Origin of the sequence: Streptomyces sp. NPDC051569, assembly GCF_044454085.1 — a bacterium.
Taxonomy (GTDB): domain Bacteria; phylum Actinomycetota; class Actinomycetes; order Streptomycetales; family Streptomycetaceae; genus Streptomyces.
In genome coordinates, this window is sequence record NZ_JBITDJ010000002.1 from 173,294 (window position 1) to 193,343 (window position 20,050).

16 protein-coding genes are annotated in these 20,050 nt (G+C 71.9%); 11 read left to right on the forward strand and 5 right to left on the reverse strand.

What is annotated here, in order from left to right; all coding sequences use genetic code 11:
• Positions 1–4 precede the first annotated feature (4 nt).
• The 4 genes from ACIBAE_RS03745 (at position 5) to ACIBAE_RS03760 (ending at position 3,839) form a co-directional block, all read left to right on the forward strand.
• Entirely contained in the window at positions 5–1,006 is a 1,002-nt protein-coding gene (locus ACIBAE_RS03745; protein WP_399282161.1) for a DUF4328 domain-containing protein, read from the forward strand.
• Between the two features lie 152 nt (positions 1,007–1,158).
• Positions 1,159–1,779: a hypothetical protein gene (locus ACIBAE_RS03750; RefSeq protein WP_399282162.1), complete on the forward strand. Its 621-nt coding sequence runs from the start codon at positions 1,159–1,161 to the stop codon at positions 1,777–1,779.
• A 285-nt stretch (positions 1,780–2,064) separates the two neighbouring features.
• The gene (locus tag ACIBAE_RS03755; RefSeq protein WP_399282163.1) at positions 2,065–2,802 is read left to right on the forward strand and encodes an RNA polymerase sigma factor; all 738 of its coding nucleotides are present in this window, start codon (positions 2,065–2,067) and stop codon (positions 2,800–2,802) included.
• On the forward strand, positions 2,802–3,839 hold the full coding sequence (locus ACIBAE_RS03760; RefSeq protein WP_399282164.1) for a hypothetical protein: 1,038 nt from the start codon (positions 2,802–2,804) through the stop codon (positions 3,837–3,839). Before ACIBAE_RS03755 ends, ACIBAE_RS03760 begins: the two co-directional genes overlap by 1 nt.
• Before the next feature lie 257 nt (positions 3,840–4,096).
• Here ACIBAE_RS03760 and ACIBAE_RS03765 read toward each other — a convergent pair whose 3' ends face one another.
• Positions 4,097–5,029: a peptidoglycan-binding protein gene (locus ACIBAE_RS03765; RefSeq protein WP_399282165.1), complete on the reverse strand. Its 933-nt coding sequence runs from the start codon at positions 5,027–5,029 to the stop codon at positions 4,097–4,099.
• Between the two features lie 204 nt (positions 5,030–5,233).
• On the opposite strand from ACIBAE_RS03765, the gene ACIBAE_RS03770 reads away from it, so the two are divergent.
• The gene (locus ACIBAE_RS03770; RefSeq protein WP_399282166.1) at positions 5,234–6,880 is read left to right on the forward strand and encodes a methylmalonyl-CoA mutase; all 1,647 of its coding nucleotides are present in this window, start codon (positions 5,234–5,236) and stop codon (positions 6,878–6,880) included.
• Between the two features lie 144 nt (positions 6,881–7,024).
• Here the strand turns inward: ACIBAE_RS03770 and ACIBAE_RS03775 are convergent, their stop codons facing one another.
• Positions 7,025–8,362, reverse strand: coding sequence for a polysialyltransferase family glycosyltransferase (locus ACIBAE_RS03775; RefSeq protein ID WP_399282167.1), 1,338 nt, complete (start codon positions 8,360–8,362; stop codon positions 7,025–7,027).
• Positions 8,362–9,345, reverse strand: coding sequence for a glycosyltransferase family 2 protein (locus tag ACIBAE_RS03780; protein ID WP_399282168.1), 984 nt, complete (start codon positions 9,343–9,345; stop codon positions 8,362–8,364). The genes ACIBAE_RS03775 and ACIBAE_RS03780 overlap by 1 nt, the downstream gene beginning before the upstream one ends.
• Positions 9,346–9,531: 186 nt before the next feature.
• On the opposite strand from ACIBAE_RS03780, the gene ACIBAE_RS03785 reads away from it, so the two are divergent.
• From ACIBAE_RS03785 to ACIBAE_RS03805, 5 genes are all read left to right on the forward strand, one after another.
• Positions 9,532–10,851, forward strand: coding sequence for a DUF6716 putative glycosyltransferase (locus ACIBAE_RS03785; RefSeq protein WP_399282169.1), 1,320 nt, complete (start codon positions 9,532–9,534; stop codon positions 10,849–10,851).
• A gap of 89 nt (positions 10,852–10,940) precedes the next feature.
• Positions 10,941–12,158 (forward strand): cytidylyltransferase domain-containing protein, encoded by a 1,218-nt coding sequence (locus tag ACIBAE_RS03790; RefSeq protein WP_399282170.1) that lies wholly within the window; start codon positions 10,941–10,943, stop codon positions 12,156–12,158.
• Positions 12,159–12,172: 14 nt separating this feature from the next.
• Positions 12,173–13,099, forward strand: a complete 927-nt coding sequence (locus ACIBAE_RS03795; protein ID WP_399282171.1) for an N-acetylneuraminate synthase family protein — start codon at positions 12,173–12,175, stop codon at positions 13,097–13,099.
• A gap of 5 nt (positions 13,100–13,104) precedes the next feature.
• Complete coding sequence (locus ACIBAE_RS03800; RefSeq protein ID WP_399282173.1) at positions 13,105–14,175, forward strand: hypothetical protein; 1,071 nt, start codon at positions 13,105–13,107, stop codon at positions 14,173–14,175.
• A gap of 298 nt (positions 14,176–14,473) precedes the next feature.
• A complete protein-coding gene (locus tag ACIBAE_RS03805; protein WP_399282175.1) occupies positions 14,474–16,084 on the forward strand; it encodes a phosphonate degradation HD-domain oxygenase in 1,611 nt (536 codons plus the stop codon).
• Between the two features lie 208 nt (positions 16,085–16,292).
• Here ACIBAE_RS03805 and ACIBAE_RS03810 read toward each other — a convergent pair whose 3' ends face one another.
• Entirely contained in the window at positions 16,293–17,054 is a 762-nt protein-coding gene (locus tag ACIBAE_RS03810; protein ID WP_399282177.1) for a GntR family transcriptional regulator, read from the reverse strand.
• A gap of 244 nt (positions 17,055–17,298) precedes the next feature.
• Positions 17,299–17,688 (reverse strand): peptidase inhibitor family I36 protein, encoded by a 390-nt coding sequence (locus ACIBAE_RS03815; RefSeq protein ID WP_399282178.1) that lies wholly within the window; start codon positions 17,686–17,688, stop codon positions 17,299–17,301.
• A 1,072-nt stretch (positions 17,689–18,760) separates the two neighbouring features.
• Here ACIBAE_RS03815 and ACIBAE_RS03820 point away from each other — a divergent pair.
• On the forward strand, positions 18,761–19,984 hold the full coding sequence (locus ACIBAE_RS03820) for an amidohydrolase (protein WP_399282559.1): 1,224 nt from the start codon (positions 18,761–18,763) through the stop codon (positions 19,982–19,984).
• The last annotated feature ends 66 nt before the right edge of the window (positions 19,985–20,050 follow it).

Here is a 20,050-nt window from a genome sequence, read left to right on the forward strand (position 1 = left end):
CATCATGCTCTGCACGAACTGCCGGATACGCGCGGCGGTCACCCAGGAAGGCCGCTGCGCCCAGTGCGCCGTCGCACCGGGAAACACCGACGGGACAGCGGGCCCGCTCGTCCCGCCCGTTCCCGGGCTGTCGGCTCACCCCGGGCTGTCGGCTCACCCCGGGCTGTCGGCTCACCCCGGGCTGCCGGCTCACCCCGGGCCGCCCGCCCACTCCGGGCCGGTGCTCGCCTCGCCGATCGGGCTGTCGAAGGCGGTGGTCGTACTGCTCTGCACCGTTATCGCGGCCGACCTCTTCGCGCTGGGGGCCGGGGCCAATTCGTACGGACTGATGACCGACGTGCTGGACGGCAACGACGACGCCTTCACCGACCAGGACCTGGACCTGGCCGACGTGCTCTACGCCGGCGCCGGGGTCGTGCAGGTGCTGACGATGCTGGCGACCATCGTCGTCTTCCTCATCTGGTTCTATCGGGTCCGGGCCAACGCGAGCGTCTTCGGCCCCGACGCGCACCGGATGGGCCAGGGGTGGGCCATCGGATCGTGGTTCGTGCCCGTCGGGTGTCTCTGGCTGCCCCGCCGGATCGCCGGAGACATCTGGGAGGCGAGCTCGCGGTCCCCGCTGGACGGGACGCGCGGACCGGTGTCGTACGGCCTCGTCAACGGCTGGTGGGCGGCATGGCTCGGCACTCTGCTGCTCGGGCAGTTCGGTTCCCGGCTCTACGAGAGCGCCGAGGAGGCCGACGAGATCCGGGAGGCCGTAGGCGTGCTGCTCGTCGCGGACCTGATCGATGTGCTGGCCGCGGTGCTCGCGATCCTCTTCGTGCGTGAGCTGACGCGCAGGCAGCACCGGATGGCGATGGAGGGACCGTTCGGGCGCGGCCCAGGTCCGTTCGTCCCGCCCGCCATGCCCGCCATGCCCGCCATGCCCGCCATGCCGGTTCCGCCGGTTCCGCCGGTTCCGCCGGTTCGGCCGGTTCGGCCGGGCGCGTCGGACGGGTCCGTCTGAGGGTGTGACGGTCCGGCGGCCCGAGGCTCCGACGGCGCGCGCGGCCGGTTTCCCTCGCCGGGTCCGTTTCGTTCCCGATGATCTACGAGTGACGAAATCCAGCCGTTTGGCGCAGTAGTGGTCAGTACTGCGTCCGCCGACGGGAGACGTGAATGAGCCTGGTGAAGCTGATCGCACAAGCGGATGAGCGTGGTCTGGCCGCGAGTGGGCTCGCCTGCCTCGACCGGTGCCTGCCGCTGCTCGCGGAGGAGACCGATGCCCTGCGTCCCCTGTGGGCGGGCATCGTGCGCGCGGGCACGGACTGGCCGGAACGGCTGACGGCGGCCAGAGACACGCTCGACAGCGCCGCCGGCGCCGAAGCAGCCAGGGACGTCGCCGCCGCGCTCGTCCGGGTCATGCTCGACGCCGCGCCGTCGGAGTGGGCCGCCGAGCCGCTGCGTGCCTGGTCCGACACCTGCTCCGCCGTCGCCCTGGAGATCCACCAGCAGCTCGACGCGGTCGGCGAGGGCGCGAGGGGAAGCGTCACCGCCTCGGAGCGGCTGGCCCGGTACCGCGAGGACGCGGAGGGTGTGGCGGACGCGGTGGTCGGGACGGACGGTGCCGACGGTGTCGGCCCTCTCGTCGCCGGTGAACTGCGCCGCCAGATACGGATCCTGGAGGTGCTGGCCGCGACTCCGGGGGCTCCCGGGCTGCGCCGGGTCATGGACCTGTCGACCGAGGGACAGCGGGTGCTGCGAGCGGTGGTCTCGCGCCGTGCGCGGGCGCGGAGCTGACGCCTCGTACCCGGGCCGGCGCGCGGGGCCCGGGGGAGAGCGGGGAGGACGACCGGGGCCGCCACCCCCCACAGGAGAGGCCCCGGTCGCCGTCCGCCGGAGCCGCGATACGGCCCCGTACTCCTAACAGCGCCATGGATGCGTTTTCTGTCACATGCCATAACGTCAGTAAGTTGTTGCAGGTTGTACAAGTTATGGACGCGGCCCCCAGGAACGCCGTAGCGTGCGGAAGCGTGTGGGGCGGGGCGGCAGTGACCAGCCGCGATTTCAGGACAGGTTGAGGGAGTGCTGGGGGACGACGCGGAGCTGACCGCCGCGGTGCTCGCGGCGCAGGACGGGGACGAGTACGCCTTCCGGACTGTGTACCGCGCCGTGCAACCGCGACTGTTGGGCTACCTACGGACGCTGGTCGGCGAACCGGACGCCGAGGACGTGGCCTCCGAGGCGTGGCTCCAGATCGCCCGCGACCTCGACCGCTTCAGCGGGGACGCCGACCGTTTCCGTGGCTGGGCCGCCCGCATAGCCCGTAACCGCGCCCTCGACCACATACGGATGCGGGGCAGGCGCCCCGCGATCGGTGCCGACGAGACGGAACTGACCGGGAAACCGGCCGAGTCCGACACGGCGGACGAGGCCATGGAGGCGCTCGCGACCGGCCGCACGATGTCCCTGATAGCGCAGCTCCCGCAGGACCAGGCCGAGGCCGTCGTGCTGCGTGTCGTGGTCGGGCTCGACGCCAAGAGCGCGGCCATGACACTCGGCAAACGTCCCGGCGCGGTACGGACGGCCGCGCACCGGGGTCTCAAGCGGCTCGCCGAACTCCTCGACGCGGACGGCCCTCCCGACGCGTGCGTCGCGGCAGACGGATCCCTTCCCGCGATGGTCAGGGAAACGGTTCAGCCGAGCGCCGCAGGTCACGGCGCGGGACTCGGTGTCGTAACGCCGTCGCCGCGCTCCCGGCCCGGGAGCGCGGCCCGCACCGGTGTGACGCATTCGCGGCTGCGGACGCAGAAGAACATGTGATGGCCAACGAGCGTGACGCGTGGCTCGACCGGGACGCGGCGGAGAGATTACTGCGCGGCGAGCCCGTCACGGCTGCCGGTGAACCCGTCCCGGCCCAGGCGGAACGGCTCGTCGGCGCCCTGCGGGACGCGGCCGCCGTCACGTACGCAAACGATGCCGAACTGCCGGGTGAAGCCGCGGCCCTGGCCGCCTTCCGCCAGGCGAGGCAGCTGACGCGGCCGAGGCTGACGCGGCCGAGCCGGCTGGTACGGCCAGGCCGGCTGGTACGGGCGGGACTCGCCGCTGTGGTGGTCGGCTGCGCCCTGAGCGGGATGGCGGTCGCCACCGGCGCCGGCGCACTGCCCTCGCTGTTCCGCGGCGAACGGGGCCCGATGCCCGCGAACTCCGTCTCGGCGGTCGCTTCTCCGGGGCCGGTGGCCTCCGGGCCGTCCGACCGCGGCCGTGCCCCGGCCCGGCCAGCCGGCCCCGACACCCCCGGTACGTCCGGCACGTCGAGCACGGCGGGCGCCCTGGGCAGGCACCCCGCCGGTCAGGGCTCGCCCGCGCCCTCGTCCTCGGTGGAACCGGGCGGCGGGGACACCGGGGACGAGCCGGACCCACCGATAGGACCGGTCGGCGAGTACGGCGACTGGTCGGGCGTGGCCCAGGGCGCCGAGGCCGACGCGTGGTACCGCGACACCCTCAGGGCCTGCCGCGACTACCGCAGCGGCGAGATCGACCCGGAGCGCAAGGACGCCCTGGAGTCGGCGGCCGAAGGCGCCCGGGGCGCCGAACGCTTCTGCGAGCGCATGCTCGACGCCGCCGGACGGGGCGGGGGCGCGGGCGACAGCTGGGGCGTGGGTGACAGCAGGGGCGCGGGCGGTAAGGGAGGTGGCGGCGGATCGCCGCCACCGCACACCGCCCTGCCGCCCGTCAGCTGGACGCCGTACCCCTACGAGCCGGCGGAGCCGATGCCGACCTGGGCTCCCGGCCCCTCCGGCCCGCCGACCCCGCTCCCGGACCCGGACTCCGATGTCTCCGGGCCGTCACCTTTCTGACCTGCGAGTTTCCCTCTCGCACCATGAGGTGTGACGTTTTTCCGTGCTATGGCGCAGTAAAGAGTGAGCCGACTGGTCATCGGCCGCGCATCGAGCCGGGGTTCCCCCCGTACCTTCGGCTCAGCGCAACCGGCGCGGGCGGGACACGTTCCCCCGGTCCCGCTCGCGCCTCTTTCCCCGCACCTCTTTCCCCGCGCCGCTTTCCCCGCGCCGCTTTCCCCGCGCCGCTTTCCCCCGCCTCCGCACCGGCGGCGCGGCTACCAGTAGATGACGACCTTGTCGCCCGTGCGCACCTGCTCGAAGAGCGAGGCGATCTTTCCCTCGTCCCGGACATTGACGCAGCCGTGCGAGGCGCCCGCGTAACCGCGTGCCGCGAAGTCCGCCGAGTAGTGCACCGCCTGGCCGCCGCTGAAGAACATCGCGTACGGCATGGGGGAGTCGTACAGCGTCGAGACGTGGTGCCGGGACTTCCAGAACACCTCGAACGTGCCCTCGCGGGTCGGCGTGTACTCCGAGCCGAAGCGGACATCCATCGACGACTTCACCGTGCCGTCGATCATCCAGGAGAGCGTGCGGCTGTTCTTGCTGATGCACATCACCCGGCCCTTCAAGCACCGCGGATCGGGCGCGGCGACCGGCTCGGTGGTGGGCGGGCGCAGCTCGTCGCGGGTCGGCTTCCTGGTCATCCCGAGCAGCTTCTGCCAGGTCACCGTGTCCGTCGCGCCGGTGCGGGGCAGTCCGCGTCTGCCCTGGAAGGAGGAGACGGCGTCGGCCGTGACGGAGCCGTAGTAGCCGGTGGGGGTGCGGGTGAAATACCCGATCTGGCGGAGCCTGGACTGGAGTTCCCGTACCTGATCGCTCCGCGCGCCGCTCGCCATCAGCGTCGGCGGGCGGGTGGCCTCGGGGCGGGTGGCCTCGGGGCTCGGGCTCGGGGGCGGCGTGCGTGTGAGTGCGGGTGCGGGCGGTGGGGTGGGTGTACGGGTCGGTGGCGCGGCCTTCGTGGCGTCCGCGACGGGCCTCGCCGGTTCGGTGCGGGGTGTGGCGGCCTCCCCCGCGAGGCCGCCGCCCGGCTTGGCGTCGGCGGCCGGCGGCCCGGTGACCGGCCGCACCGTACAGCCGGCGCCGACGGCGCCGACCGCCACGACGGCGGCCGCCGCGAGTCCTCTGCGTAAGACAGCTTTCCTGAGCATCTTCGTCCCTCTGTTTCTGCCGGGTCCCCTGGCGTCCGCACCGTCGGACATGTCAACCACCTTCCCGCACCTGGAGGTTGCTCCACTCCGGTATGCGGCGTTCAGGCCGGGCCGGATCCGGAAGGGTGACGCGGCGGGTCCGTTCGACTACAGTCCGTCGCAGCGCCGGTCAGGCGGCAGTCGGCTCAGTGGGAGGCACGGCACATGGTGCGCGAGTCCGGCGGTGTCAGCGGCGGTGCCCGATCCACCGGCGGTGCCCGATCCACCGAGGGCGTACGACTCACCGAGAGCGGACTGCCCATCGAGCCCGTCTACGGCCCCGGAGCGGCGGCCGGGTGGGACCCGGCGGAGAAGCTCGGCGAGCCGGGCTCGTACCCGTACACCCGGGGGGTCTACCCGACGATGTACACCGGCCGGCCGTGGACGATGCGCCAGTACGCCGGGTTCGGCACGGCCGCCGAGTCCAACGCGCGCTACCGCCGGCTGATCGCGCACGGCACGACCGGCCTGTCCGTCGCCTTCGACCTGCCGACCCAGATGGGATACGACAGCGACGCGCCGATCGCGAGCGGTGAGGTCGGCAAGGTCGGCGTCGCCATCGACTCGATCGACGACATGCGCGTCCTCTTCGACGGGATCGCGCTGGACCAGGTCTCCACCTCGATGACGATCAACGCGCCGGCCGCCCTCCTGCTCCTCCTCTACCAACTGGTCGCGGAGGAGCGGGGCATCGACGCGTCCCGGCTCACCGGCACGATCCAGAACGACGTGCTGAAGGAGTACATCGCGCGCGGGACGTACATCTTCCCGCCTCGGCCCTCGCTGCGGCTGACCGCCGACATCTTCCGCTACTGCCGGGCCGAGATCCCCCGGTGGAACACCATCTCGATCTCCGGGTACCACATGGCGGAGGCAGGGGCCTCGCCCGCGCAGGAGATCGCCTTCACGCTCGCGGACGGCATCGAGTACGTACGGACGGCTGTCGCGGCGGGCATGGACGTCGACGACTTCGCGCCCCGGCTCTCCTTCTTCTTCGTCGCGCGCACGACGATCCTCGAAGAGATCGCCAAGTTCCGGGCGGCGCGCAGGATGTGGGCGCGGGTGATGCGCGAGGAGTTCGGCGCGAAGGACCCCAGGTCACTGATGCTGCGCTTCCACACCCAGACGGCGGGCGTGCAGCTGACCGCCCAGCAGCCCGAGGTCAATCTCGTACGGGTGGCGGTGCAGGGCCTCGCGGCGGTCCTCGGCGGTACGCAGTCGCTGCACACCAATTCCTTCGACGAGGCCATCGGCCTCCCCACCGACAAGGCGGCCCGGCTCGCCCTGCGTACCCAGCAGGTCCTGGCGTACGAGACGGACGTGACGGCGACGGTCGACCCGTTCGCCGGCTCGTACGCCGTCGAGCGGATGACGGACGCGGTGGAGGACGCGGCGGTCGCGCTGATGACCCGGATCGAGGACCTGGGCGGTGCGGTCGAGGCCATCGAACGCGGCTTCCAGAAGGGCGAGATCGAGCGCAGCGCTTACACCGTCGCGCGGGAGACGGACAGCGGCGAGCGGGTGGTCGTCGGCGTCAACCGGTACACGCTGGACGAGGAGGAGCCGTACGAGCCCCTGCGCGTCGACCCGGAGATCGAGGCGCGGCAGGCGGCGCGGCTGGGCCGGCTGCGGGCGGAGCGCGAGCAGGGGGCGGTGGAAGCGGCGCTCACCGCGCTGAAGGAGGCGGCGGCGGGCACGGACAACGTGCTGTATCCGATGAAGGCGGCGCTCAGGGCGCGGGCGACGGTGGGGGAGGTGTGCGACGCGCTGCGGGAGGTGTGGGGGACGTACGTGGCGGTGGACGCGTTCTGAATCCGTCCGGGGGCCGGGGGATTCGGGCGGCCGGGGCCCGGAGTCCCCGTGCCCGGGTGGCCCGGTGGCCGGCGACGCGCCGTCGCGCCCCGCCGGAACACCGGACCCAGCCCGCCGGAACACCGGACCCAGGGGTGACCGGAGTCAGCCCAGCGTGGCCTTCTTCAGCGAGCGCGCGCGCCGCGCCATCCTGCGCACCGTCGCGTTGCGCGGAATGAAGGCGAGTTGTGCCGGTACGCCACCGGGCAGCGCGAGCGTCGTGAGGCGCCGGCGCTTGAAGTATTTCAGCGTGCGGGGCGTCAGATGCCGGGCGAGGTAGCGCTCCGCGACGGGCCGCAGGCCCGGGTAGATCTGCGGCTGCATGGCGAAGCCGACGGCGCCGATCAGGTCGGCGAGCCGCTCGTCCGGCTGATGCGGGCGGTTCTCCTCCAGCGGAGGCAGCAGCGCGTCCACGATCGTCACCGGTACCCGGTTGCTGTTCTGGTACGGGGTGAGCCGGTCCAGCAGCAGGTCCGTACCGGCCCGGGCGACGGGCAGGCCGTAGAAGGTGGCCGCGGTGAACAGGGCGGTGGAGAAGCAGGCGACGACGAGCGCCGGCTTCAGCCGCTGGTACAGCACCTCGGCGAGGACCGGCTCGGAGCGTACGGTCAGTTCGGCGCCGAGCCGCTCGGCCTCCTGCTCCAGCAGTAGCGACCACTGGGCCGGAGCCGATGGGTGCGGCTTGAACACGATGTGCCGGTGGCCGCGTTCGACCGCGCCCCTGAGCATCCGTACGTGCAGCTCCTCCTCCTCGCGCACGGTGAGGATGCCGAGCACGGAGAGGTACTGGCCGAGCAGCAGGGCGGGCCGTTCCGCGAAGGTCCCGGTGTCCGCCGCCGCGTCGCCGATCTCCGCGAGGACCTCGACGAAGACGTCGCTCGGGATGATCTCGGCCTCGACCCCGAACTCGGTGAGCAGCAGGGGCTTCAGGCCGGGCACCAGGTCCAGGTGGAGCAGCCGCTCGACACGCGAGCCGATCAGCGGGTCGAGCTTGGTGCGGGTCGGGCCGTAACTCATCAGGCCGTCCGCGTAGACGTGGACCGGGCTGTCGCCGAAGATCGTGGCGACGGCCTGCGACGGGTTGGCCTGGATGGACTCGCAGGCGATCTCGACCGGCCCGTCACCCAGGTCCCAGGCATCGCGGACGGCCCGCTGCCACAGTGAGGCGTCCTGCTCGCGCGGGGCCCAGCCCGCGGGGTGGAACGGCCGGATGAACTCGTTCCAGGACCTGACCTCGTCGTACTCGGGCCGCAGGCGCGCGAAGCCGGGCATCGCGTCGAGCGGTGTGCCCAGTTCCGGAGAGGCCGAGGTGTCGCTGACCACGAGGACGCGCCGGTGGTCGGCGCGCGGTCCGAACAGGCCCGCCTTGATCGCCGCGGTGATGGTGGCGGCCGCGTACTGCGTGCACGCGAAGAACAGCTGGGTGGAGGACGTACCGGGCATCAGGCCGCCACCTCCGTCGTGCGGGAGATGGCCCGGCGGCGCACCCGGCGCAGCAGGCCGGCCCGGTGGACGCCCAGCGCGTCGAGTGTCTCCGCGAGGATGTCCGAAGGCATGCGCTTGAGGGCCGCCCCGCTCAAGGAACGCAGTTTCCGTGCCACCGCTGGTTCGAACCTCTCGATGGAATCAAGGTGATGGGCCATGACCGCGCAGTAGGTCCGTACGGCTTTGGGAAGCAGCTGGTCCGCGTCCGCGTCCTCAGCCGTCTCCGCCAGCACCTGGTCGAAGGCCCGGATGAAGTCGAGCTGCCGTACGTCGCCGATCTGGGTGAGCGAGGAGGCCACTCCACGGCGGTAGAACACGCCGAGCAGGCCGAGCACCGCGAAGGACTCGGCCTCACGGTGCAGCTTCCAGATCCACGGCCGGTCCTCGGCGGTCCGCAGGCCGTCCGTGAAGTGCAGGAGCCCCTGGTCGACGAGGCGGCGGTGGTACATGCCGGCCCAGGCGTACGCGTAGTCGACGGAGGTCGAGCGGTCCGCCGGGAGGATCGAGTCCCGGGGCCGCAGCACCCGGCCCCGCTTGCCCACCGGGACGCGGTGGATCGTGCGCGCCTTGTCCGTGAACTGGACATGGTCCGTGCGGACGAAATCGCAGCCCAGGGCCTCCATGGACGCGAGAAGCCGGCTGAAATAGCCGGGCGCCACCCAGTCGTCGCCGTCGAGGAAAGTGATGTATTTCCCGCGAGCCGCGTCGAGACCGGTATTGCGTGCCGTGGCCAGTCCACCATTCTTCTCGTGTCTCAGCAGAACCGCACCCGGCAGCTCGCGCTCCGCCTGTTCGAGGATATGAAGGGTTCCGTCGGATGAACAGTCGTCGACAAACAGGAACTCGAAGTCGTCACGCGTGTTCGCGTGGAGACTTTTGAGCGTTTCTGGGGCGTATGTCCGCACGTTGTAGAACGGCACGATGACAGAGAGCTTGACCACGCCCATGACGCTAAGGCCCGCGTCGGTCATTCGAGCGGGCGCCCCAGCGGATTCCGGATGAACGAAGCGTGGCGAAATAGTGAAGCGGCATTTCCCGGTGGCCTTCGCAATCCGTAGGGGCGCTGTTAACCCTTTATTGCCGTCAAGTTGGGCCGTTGCGATCGTTTCCTTTCTAGCGTCTTCGTCGTGCCATCACGTATCAGTCAAGCGGTCCGGGTCGCCGTGCTCGCCGACTCCGACACCCGGTGGAAATGGGGTGCGCTGACCGCGCGCCGCATCGCCCCCGAAGACCGCTCCGTCGAGCTCAGCGGGTTTCTGCTGCGCGGCCGAGCCACGCCCACAGCCCGACAGCTCGCCGAGGTCGGCGCGGACGCCGACGCCCTGCGCGAGGTGACCGGGACCGCGTTCCTGCGGGCGCTGCGCGAGGAGTCGTACGACGTCGTCGTGCTGGCCCTCGTCGGCGGCGCCGCCCAGGCGATGCTGCACGGGATGGCCGCCCTCGGAGCGGAGCGCCGGCCCGTTGTCGTCACCGGCTATGTCGGAGTCGTCTACGAGAAGCTCTCGGACGGACTGCTGCTGCGGCACGGCGCGGACGTCGTCCTCGCCAACTCCCGCCACGACGCGAGGCGTTTCCGCGACGTGTACGAGGGAGTCGGCGCCGACGCCTCCTCGGTCACCGAGGCCGCGCTGCCGTTCCTCGGCGGGGCCAGGTACGCCCCGGAGGAAGGCCGCGACACCGTCGTCTTCGCCGTGCAGCCGTCCGTCCCGACGAGCCGCGCCGATCGTACGTACCTGCTGCGCCGCCTCGTCGGGCACGCCCGGCTGCACCCCCGCCGCGAAGTCCTGCTGAAGCTGCGCAGCAAGGTCGGCGAGCACACCACGCACGTGGAGGAATTCCCCTACCAGCGGCTCGCCGAGAAGCTGCCCGGCGGACTGCCGCCCAACTTCCGGCTGGTGTACGGGAACATGGGCGAGGTCCTGGACCGCACCGACCTGCTGGTCACCGTCTCCTCGACGGCCGCCCTGGAGTCGCTGCACCGGCGCATCCCCACCGCGATCCTCACCGACTTCGGGGTACGCGAGCCGCTCGGCAACCACCACTTCATCGGTTCGGGCTGCCTGGCCTCCTGGGACCAGCTGGACAGCGGCTACCGCCCGCGCCCCGACGCCGTCTGGGCGGACCGGCAGGGCGTCGTCGCCGACGGCTCGTACGCGTCGGCCTTCGACACGGCCCGCGCGCGGGTCACGACCTTGCTCGACCAGCCCGAACTGCCCGCCATCAGCCCGTACTACACGGCCACCACCGCGCCCGGATACCTGCCGGGACTCCTCGCCCGCCACCACCTCGCCATCGACGGCACACCGCTGTCGTCCCGGCCCCCTTCGGACGGCGGCAGCGCGGTCCGGCGGGCGGTGCGCGAGGCGGTACGGGGAGCGGCGCGCGGCGCGTACCGCCACGGCGTGCAGCGCGTGGCCCCCGTCATCCGCCGTATGGGCGAGCTGTGAGCCGGCACGCCGCGGACCCGGTGGCCGGGGGCCCGGCAGCCGGAGGCCCGCGAGCCGTGAACGTGCCTGTCGCCGATCAAGGAGTACAGATGACCGTCCTGGCCGTGATCCCCGCACGCGGTGGATCCAAGGGCGTCCCCGCCAAGAACCTCGCCCCGGTGGGCGGTGTCCCGCTGGTCGTCCGCGCGGTCCGCGCCTGCCTCGCCGCCCGGCACGTGACCGATGTCGTCGTCTCCACGGACGACGCGGCGATCGCCGACGCGGCCCGCTCGGCCGGCGCCGAGGTCGTCCTGCGGCCCTCCGCGATAGCCGGGGACACCGCGACCAGCGAGGCGGCGGTGATCCACGCGATGGACACCTTCGGCGCGATGCGCGGCAAGGATGCGGATGTCGTCCTGCTGGTGCAGTGCACCAGCCCCTTCATCACGGCCGGGGACATCGACGGCGTCACGAGCGCCGTCACCGAGGACGGCGCCGACACGGCCCTGACCGTCGCGCCGAGCCACGGCTTCATCTGGCGCCAGGACTCCCCGGGCGCCGGGTCCGGGTCGGACGGTCACGGCGTCAACCACGACAAGGCCAACCGGCCGCGCCGCCAGGACCGCCCCCAGGAGTACCTGGAGACCGGCGCCGCGTACGCGATGCGCGCCCAGGGCTTCCGCGAGGCGAACCACCGCTTCTTCGGCCGCACCGCGCTCGTCCCGACCGACCCCGCGCGGGTCCTGGAGATCGACGACCCGCACGACCTGGCCCGCGCCCGCGCCCTCGCGCCGCTGCTCGACCCGGCCCTCCTGCCGACCGCCGCCGACATCGACGCCGTCGTCCTCGACTTCGACGGGACCCAGACCGACGACAAGGTCTTCGTCGACTCGGACGGCCGCGAAATGGTCGCCGTGCACCGGGGCGACGGCCTCGGGACGGCCGCGCTGCGCCGCTCCGGACTGAAGCTGCTCATCCTCTCCACCGAGCGGAACCCGGTCGTCGCCGCCCGCGCCCGCAAGCTCCAGGTGCCGGTCCTCCACGGCATCGACCGCAAGGACCTGGCGCTCAAGCAGTGGTGCGACGAGCAGGGCGTCACGCCCGACCGCGTGCTCTACGTCGGCAACGACGTCAACGACCTTCCGTGCTTCGGGCTCGTCGGCTGGCCGGTGGCCGTCGCGAGCGCCCACGACGCCGTGCGCTCCGCCGCACGGGCCGTCACCACGACCCCCGGCGGCGAAGGCGCGATCCGCGAGATCGCCGCCTGGCTTCTCGGACCGGGCCTCGACATCACCTCGTCCCCCCACCACCACACCCTCGACCAGTAAGGACCTGACCCTCCATGAGCACCAACGCCACCTCCCGCCTGCGCACGTTCGGCACGCGGACCGCGGGCCCCGGCCGTCCCGTCTATGTCACGGGTGAGATCGGCATCAACCACAACGGCGAGCTGGACAACGCCCTCGCCCTGATCGACGTGGCCGCCGACGCGGGCTGCGACGCGGTCAAGTTCCAGAAGCGCACCCCGGAGATCTGCACCCCGCGCGACCAGTGGGACATCGAGCGCGACACCCCCTGGGGCCGGATGACGTACATCGACTACCGCCACCGCGTCGAGTTCGGCGAGGACGAGTACCGCACCATCGACGAGCACTGCCGCACGCGCGGTATCGACTGGTTCGCCTCCCCGTGGGACACCGAGGCCGTCGCGTTCCTGGAGAAGTTCGACGTCCCGGCCCACAAGGTCGCCTCCGCCTCCCTGACCGACGACGAACTGCTGCGTTCGCTGCGCGCCACCGGCCGTACGGTCATCCTCTCCACCGGCATGTCGACGCCGAAGCAGATCCGCCACGCGGTCGAGGTCCTCGGCAGCGAGAACATCCTGCTCTGCCACGCCACGTCGACCTACCCGGCCAAGGCCGAGGAGCTCAACCTGCGCGTGATCAACACCCTGCAGGCCGAGTACCCGAACGTGCCGATCGGCTACAGCGGCCACGAGACCGGTCTCCAGACCACCCTCGCCGCCGTCGCCCTTGGCGCCACCTTCGTCGAGCGTCACATCACCCTCGACCGCGCCATGTGGGGCTCGGACCAGGCCGCCTCGGTCGAGCCGCAGGGTCTGCAGCGCCTCGTCCGTGACATCCGCACCATCGAGGCGTCCCTCGGTGACGGCGTCAAGAAGGTCTACGAGTCGGAGCTCGGCCCGATGAAGAAGCTCCGCCGCGTCGCGGGCGTCATCGCCGAGGCCGCCGAGTCCGTGGCGGTCTGACTGCCATGACCGGTCCCGCCGGGGGCCGCCCCCCGTACGCTCGTGCGATCGCTTTCGTGGAGAGCCCGGTCCAGCTGCTGAACACGCTGGAGTGGGCCCGGGCCCGCATGACCGGTGACGCGCTCACCGTCGTCGTGCTGTCGCCCACCGATCCCATGTCACGGGGCCAGCTCCGCCGGATGGCGGAGCTGGCCAGGGACGAGGGCTTCACCGTGCGCTGGCAAGAGGCGCGCGGCGGAGCGGGGGCGCCCCTGCGGACCGTGCGGCAGCTGATACCGCTGCTGCGCAAGGCCGACCGGATCGTCATCGGAGACCCCTTCTCCCGCTACGTGCAGCTGCTGTTGACCCTGGTGGGCAACAAGGAGCTGACGGTCGTGGACGACGGGACCGCGACGATGGAGTTCATCGGGCAGCTCGCCCGGGGCGAGCGCCTGGTGCGCTGGCACCGGCGCGGCAGCCTCGGCCCCCGCGAACTCGTCCTCGCGCCCGTCACCGCGCTCGCGCGGCGCCGGCTGACCCCGTCGACCGTCCGCACGGTCGAGGTCTTCACCGCGATGCCCGTCGAGGAGGTGCCGGACGGCCTCACCGTCACGGCCAACACCTTCGCGTGGACGCGCTCCACCTTCGGCCCGCCCCGGATCACCCAGGGCGCGGACATGGTCGGCACCTCACTGGTCGAGACCGGGGTGGTCGACGCGGAGCGGTACACCGCGGCGGTCATGGCCCTCGCCCGCGCCCACGGCGCCACCCGGTACTTCGCGCACCGCCGGGAGCACACGGACAAACTGCGCCGGCTGCACGCCGAGACCGGTCTGGAGATCGTCCGCCCGGACCTGCCGCTGGAGCTGATCGCCCGCCGGGGCCCCATCGGCAGTACGGTGCTGAGTTTCCCCTCCACCGTGGTCCACACCCTGCCGCTCGCCCTCGCGGGGACCGGCGTACGGGTCGCGGTCTGCGACATCGCCCCGGAATGGCTCAGGGCGACGGCGTCCTCGCGCGCCCAGGACTTCCTGTCCGGTGTCACGGCCACGGCCCGGGACGTGCACCGGCTGCCCCGGGCGCCGTTGCCGGCCTGACCGGCCTGACCGGCCTGACCGGCCGACGCGCTCGCGCACATGCCCCCCGGTTCTTCGGAACCGGGGGGCATGTGTCGTATCCGCGTACGTTCCGCGGGGGCGCGGGGGCGCGGGGGCGCGGGGGCGCGAGGGTGCAGGGGCGCAGGGGCGCGGCGGCGCGGCGGCGCGGCTCCGGGAGAGGGGGCGGGGAGAAGGGCAATCGTTCACTTTCCGGCCATCCCGCCCTCGCCCGGCTCTCATGCGCGGATGGCAGTTTCTCGCCTCGGGGGAAAAGTTGGCTGTACAACTTGGAGGATCCATGGAGCTGACCGACGCTCCCGCCGTCTGGCTGCGCGACAACTGCCCGTGTGCGCTGTGCCGCGACCCGCGCAACGGGCAGAAGCTGTTCCAGATCACCGATCTGCCCGCCGAGCCCGTGATCGCCTCGACGCGCGAGCTGCCCGGCGGATCGGGCACCGAAGTGATCTGGGCGCCCGACGGGCACCGGTCCGTATACGCTCCCGGCCGGCCCGGGCAGGACACCGCCGCCACCGGCGACGGGCGGACCGAGGCCGACAAGGAGACCTGGGTCGCGGCCGATCTGGCCGGCCGCGTCCCCGAAGCGACCTGGGCGGAGTACCTGGCCGACCGGGCCGAGCGCGAAAGGGTCCTGGCGGACGTGGCGCGGCTCGGCTTCGCGCTGCTGCGTGACGTACCCCGCCGGCCGGGACAGGTCCTCGATGTCGCCGCGTCGTTCGGCTTCGTACGGGAGACCAACTACGGCGAGCTGTTCGACGTACGGGTCGAGCCGGACCCCAACAACCTCGCCTTCACCGGCGCCCGCATCACCCCCCACACCGACAACCCCTACCGGGACCCCGTACCCACCCTGCAACTGCTGCACTGCCTGACCAACGCGGCGGCGGGCGGCGACTCCGGACTGGTGGACGGCTTCCGGGCGGCGGCGCTGCTGCGCGCCGAGAATCCGGAGGCCTTCGAGGTACTGACCCGCACCCCGGTGCCGTTCCGCTTCGCCGACGCCCACACCGCGCTGCGCGCCGACCGGCCGCTGATCGACGTCGACGCCCGTGGCCGGATCCGCGAGATCCGCTTCAACAACCGCTCGATCGGCACCCTGCGGCTGCCCGCCGGGGAACTGACCGCCTTCTACGCCGCCTACCGGGCCTTCGGCGAACTGCTCCAGCGCCCCGGGCTTCAGCTGGACTTCCGGCTCACCCCCGGGGACTGCCTGATCTTCGACAACACCCGGCTGCTGCACGCCCGTACGGCCTTCGCCGAGAGCGGCGCCCGCCACCTCCAGGGCACGTACGCCGACCTGGACGGCCTGTTCAGCACGCTCTCCGTCCTGCGCAGGCAGCGTCCGCTGGACGACCTCGCCGCGCTCTTCGCGGGCCAGGGCGCCGAGCAGTACCTGGGCGAGGAGGTCACCCAGGCCCAGCACATGCTCCAGGCGGCGGCGCTCGCCGAGGCGGACGGCGCGTCCCCCGCGCTGATCGCGGCCGGCCTGCTGCACGACATCGGCCACTTCCACTCCACGGTGAGCGGCGAGGACCTGATGGCGGGCACGGACAACCGGCACAGCCACACCGGCGCCGACCTGCTCGCCCGCTGGTTCGGCCCCGAGGTGACCGAGCCGGTGCGGCTGCACGTCGCGGCCAAGCGCTACCTGTGCGCCGTGGAGCCGGAGTACTTCGGCAGGCTCTCCGCCGCCTCGGTGCACACCCTGGAGGTGCAGGGCGGCCCGATGACGGGCGCGGAGGCCGACGCCTTCGCGGCGAACCCGTACGCGCGGGACGCGGTGGCGCTGCGCCGCTGGGACGACCGGGCCAAGGACGCGGCCACGGTGGCGCCCGGCTTCGAGCACTGGCGCGCGATGCTGGCGGGCCTGCTCAGGACGGACGTCGCCTGAGAGTCCCCGGGCCGCCGGGCCGCCGGGCCGGGGGGCCGCCGGGCCGGGGGGCCGAGGGGCCGGGGGGCCGAGGGGCCGGGGGGCCGGGGGGCCGAGGGGCCGGGGGGCCGAGGGGCCGAGGGGTAAGCCGGGCCGAGGGGTAAGCCGGGCCGAGGGGTAAGCCGGGCCGAGGGGTAAGCCGGGCCGAGGGGTAAGCCGGGCCGAGGGGTCAGCCGACGGCTCGCCGGGACAGTGAGGAGACGCTCGCCGAGTTGTGCGCGGTGAAGGCCACCGTGCCCGGCAGATAACGGTCCTCGGACCACTCCACCGGGGTGCCGGACGGGTCGGTGGTACGCCGCCGCTCCCGCAGCAGCGGATCACCGGCCCGGCACCCCAGCAGCCGGGCGTCGTCGGCGTCGGCGAAGGCCAGGTCGATGGTGTGGTGGGCGTCGGAGAACAGCACACCGCGCTCCTCCAGGGGCACGGTGTGCGAGACGGCGTCCGGGTCGAGACCGGCCACGATCTCGCCGATGCGCGCCGGATAGACCGTGCGTTCCACCATCACCGGCACGCCGGACAGGGTGCGGACCCGCAGCACCCGGCAGACTGCCGCGTCCTCCGCCAGCCGCAACTGACCGCACTCCACCTCGTCGGCGGTGCCGCGCTCCACGGCGATCAGCCGGCCGCCCGGCTCCTCACCGATCGACCGCGCCCAGCGGGTGAAGCTCAGCAGCTCGGTGAAGCTCTGCACCCGCGCGGTACCGAGCACGACCCGGCGGGTCCCACGCCGGGAGGTCACCAGCCCGTCGGCCCGCAGAACCGCCAGGGCCTGCCGGACGGTGCCCCGGGAGACCCCGTACACCCGGGCCAGCTCACTCTCGGGGGGCAGCCGGCCCCCGGAACCGTAGGCCCCCTCCGAAATGGCCAGCCGCAGATCCGAGGCCAGCTTCCGGTACAGCGCCTGCCCCTGTTCCTGCCGCCCGTCCGCCACTGTCGCGCTCCCACCCGCTCGCTTCCGCAATGCTCCGGAGTGAGCGTAGTGCCGCTCCCGGCGAGCTCCGCCCGGCGCGGTGAACATCGCCGGTCACAGCGGGGATACCGGTCCGCCGAAGCGCTGCGACCTGTGTGATCTCCTCCACCCACCGGCTGTGCCCCCCACGAAAGTGGAGGGCACAGTCACAGGAAAGTGCAGAGGTCCGGTCTCAGAGCGCGTGGTGGACGCGAGCGCTCATGAGTTACGGGCGTGCGTTGCCCATGCACACCAGGTCGCCGTAGGCGGCACCCAGGTCGGGGACGCCGATGTTGCTGCTGAAACCGCCTGCCACCAGCGTGCGTGCCAGCTGGTAGGCGCCGATGTTGGCGTAGTAGTGCCAGACCTTCGCGTCGACCGACAGGTTGTTGTCGTAGGACACGATGGTGCCGAAGGTGAAGTCCTGCGGGAAGAAGCACGAGTTCGTGCTCGCGCTCGCAATCCGGTTACCGGTGAAGCCGTCCTTGTCATAGACACAGATCCGGCTCGCCGGGCAGGGGCCGTCCGCGGCGGCCGGTGACGCCGTCGCCATCATGCCTCCTGCCGCGAGAAGCATCACCGAAGCAGTGCTGGCGATTCTCTTCTTCCATGCCATGTGGGCCCCCAAAAAAAGCGATTACATATGTGTGGTTGCGGGGAGTGACAATACAGTTCCTTTACGATCTTGCCAAGCCCTTTACGCACATGACCGCCCTTGATGACGGCGAGAAGTTTGGCGAGGGCGAGGCCGGATTCGCCGGCCTCCAGTTGTGCCGGATGTCGGGCACGAATGCGCGGCGCACCACGTGCGGGCGTCCTTGTCGTTTCTTGCCGACCGTGAATGTTGCCAAATCTGGGCGCACCAGACAGCGGTGGCGTCGACCATCCGCCGTCGCCGGCTCGACCGAAGTGCTCACCGGAGCGTGCGGCCTCCGCGCCGACGGCCTGGCCGCGCCCGGATGCCCGAGCGGGCCTGCCAGACGCCGTCCGCCCGGAAGCGGCGCGGAGGAGCGACGCCTCTACGGTCGGCCCTTCGCCGACCCCGCGCCGGGCCACCACCAGCCGCTGATCCGACGCAGCCGTACGACCGACGAATCGAGGACTCGTTCAGCAGAACCGATTTCATAAACCCATGCTTGGCGTCCGTGACCGCCAGCAGATACCGCATTCCGGAGATCAGGGATGTTTCCGCCATCGCAGACTCATACTCCGGAGAGGCGAAGAGAGCCTGATTCGAATCCAGATATCCGAGAAGGTGGCTGAATCCATCTCGTACACGTCTCCGGAGTGAACGGATACTTCAGGATTCGGGGCGGATCGCGCCCGCACGAGAGTGCCCGCTCCAACACGGACCCGGCGTTACTTTGGCGGATCCCTGTCATCGCCCGCGATCTCCCGCACCGCCCCGACCGATGCGCCGGAAGCCGCCCGGGATGTCCTGGGGGCTTCCGGCGCACCGCTCCGACCCGGGGCATCCGCGCCGTCCGCGCGGGATCGGCCGCCGGGTGGCCGCCGGGCGGCGGGCGGCGGGTGGGGGAGGGTGACCAGGGAAACCGGTCGGTATACCCGCTTCGTCCGAACGTCAATCGTCGCTCCTCCGGCTTTCTTCCCCTGTGTGGCTGAAATTTTGTGGATCCATGGTTCGTTGATCACAGAAGGGGCCTACCCTTCAACAGGTGAGCCAGTTGATGTCCCAGGAGTCCGAAACCGTCCTGTCCGGGGAAGCCGCGCTCCCCGGTGCGCTGCCCGAATCGCTGCGTGCCGAGCTGATCGCCTTCCGCCGGGACATGCACATGCACCCGGAGCTCGGCAATCAGGAGTTCCGGGCCACCGCCGCGCTCAAGCGCCGGCTGGAGCAGGCCGGGCTGACGCCTCGGGTGCTCAACAGCGGGACCGGGCTGATCTGCGACGTCGGGACCTGGGACGGGGTGCGCCCCATGCTCGCGATCCGCGCCGACATCGACGCGCTGCCGATCCCGGACACCAAGGCGGGCGTGCCGTACCGCTCCACCGTGGCCGACCGCGCGCACGCCTGTGGACATGACGTCCATACCGCCATCGCCCTCGGCGCCGCCCTGGTGCTCGCCGGGCTCGACCGGCAGGGGCTGCTGCCCAACGCGGTGCGGATGATCTTCCAGCCGGCCGAGGAGGTGCTGCCCGGCGGGGCGGCGCAGGCCATCGAGTCGGGGGCGCTGGACGGCGTCGGCAAGATCATCGCGGTGCACTGCGACCCCAAGGTGGACGCCGGCCTGATCGGGATCCGGCAGGGCCCCATCACCTCCGCGTGCGACCGGCTGGAAGTCGCCCTCGACGGCCCCGGCGGTCACACCGCCCGCCCGCACCTCACCACCGACCTCGTCACCGCCGTGGCGCGGGTGGCGGTCGACGTTCCCGCGCTGCTCGCCCGCCGGGTCGACACCCGCTCCGGGCTCGCTCTCACGTGGGGCCGTATCGAGTCGGGTCACGCCTCCAACGTCATCCCGCAGCACGCCGAGCTGTCCGGGACCATCCGCTGCCTCGACCTGGCCGCCTGGCGCGACGCACCGGATCTGGTGCACGCCGCGATCGACGAGGTTGCCACGCTCCACCGTGCTAAATCGCAGATCAACTACGTGCGGGGGGTGCCGCCGGTCGTCAACGACGGGGACATCACGGATCTGCTGCGGTCCGCCCAGACCGCACGGCGCGGATCGTACGCAATCGAGGACACCGAGCAGAGCCTCGGTGGCGAGGACTTCTCCTGGTACCTGGAGCAGGTGCCGGGCGCGATGGCGCGCCTCGGCGTCCGGGCGCCCGGAAACCAGGCACCGTACGACCTGCATCGTGGCGATTTCGACGTCGACGAGCAGGCGATCACGGTCGGGGTGGAGCTTTTCACCGCCGCCGCGTTGATCGATGGCAACCGTTTGTAATCGGCCAGGACATCTCCGGACACCTTCCGTTCGCGACGATCCGATAACAGCTTCCGTAGAGGCGTT

Coding starts and splice junctions, on each gene's coding strand:
- ACIBAE_RS03805 (WP_399282175.1), top strand. CDS start 14,474: ATGGAGCTGACCGACGCTCCCGCCGTCTGGCTGCGCGACAACTGCCCG.
- ACIBAE_RS03800 (WP_399282173.1), top strand. CDS start 13,105: ATGACCGGTCCCGCCGGGGGCCGCCCCCCGTACGCTCGTGCGATCGCT.
- ACIBAE_RS03745 (WP_399282161.1), top strand. CDS start 5: ATGCTCTGCACGAACTGCCGGATACGCGCGGCGGTCACCCAGGAAGGC.
- ACIBAE_RS03815 (WP_399282178.1), bottom strand. CDS start 17,688: ATGGCATGGAAGAAGAGAATCGCCAGCACTGCTTCGGTGATGCTTCTC.
- ACIBAE_RS03765 (WP_399282165.1), bottom strand. CDS start 5,029: ATGCTCAGGAAAGCTGTCTTACGCAGAGGACTCGCGGCGGCCGCCGTC.
- ACIBAE_RS03770 (WP_399282166.1), top strand. CDS start 5,234: ATGGTGCGCGAGTCCGGCGGTGTCAGCGGCGGTGCCCGATCCACCGGC.
- ACIBAE_RS03820 (WP_399282559.1), top strand. CDS start 18,761: ATGTCCCAGGAGTCCGAAACCGTCCTGTCCGGGGAAGCCGCGCTCCCC.
- ACIBAE_RS03775 (WP_399282167.1), bottom strand. CDS start 8,362: ATGCCCGGTACGTCCTCCACCCAGCTGTTCTTCGCGTGCACGCAGTAC.
- ACIBAE_RS03795 (WP_399282171.1), top strand. CDS start 12,173: ATGAGCACCAACGCCACCTCCCGCCTGCGCACGTTCGGCACGCGGACC.
- ACIBAE_RS03750 (WP_399282162.1), top strand. CDS start 1,159: ATGAGCCTGGTGAAGCTGATCGCACAAGCGGATGAGCGTGGTCTGGCC.
- ACIBAE_RS03760 (WP_399282164.1), top strand. CDS start 2,802: ATGGCCAACGAGCGTGACGCGTGGCTCGACCGGGACGCGGCGGAGAGA.
- ACIBAE_RS03790 (WP_399282170.1), top strand. CDS start 10,941: ATGACCGTCCTGGCCGTGATCCCCGCACGCGGTGGATCCAAGGGCGTC.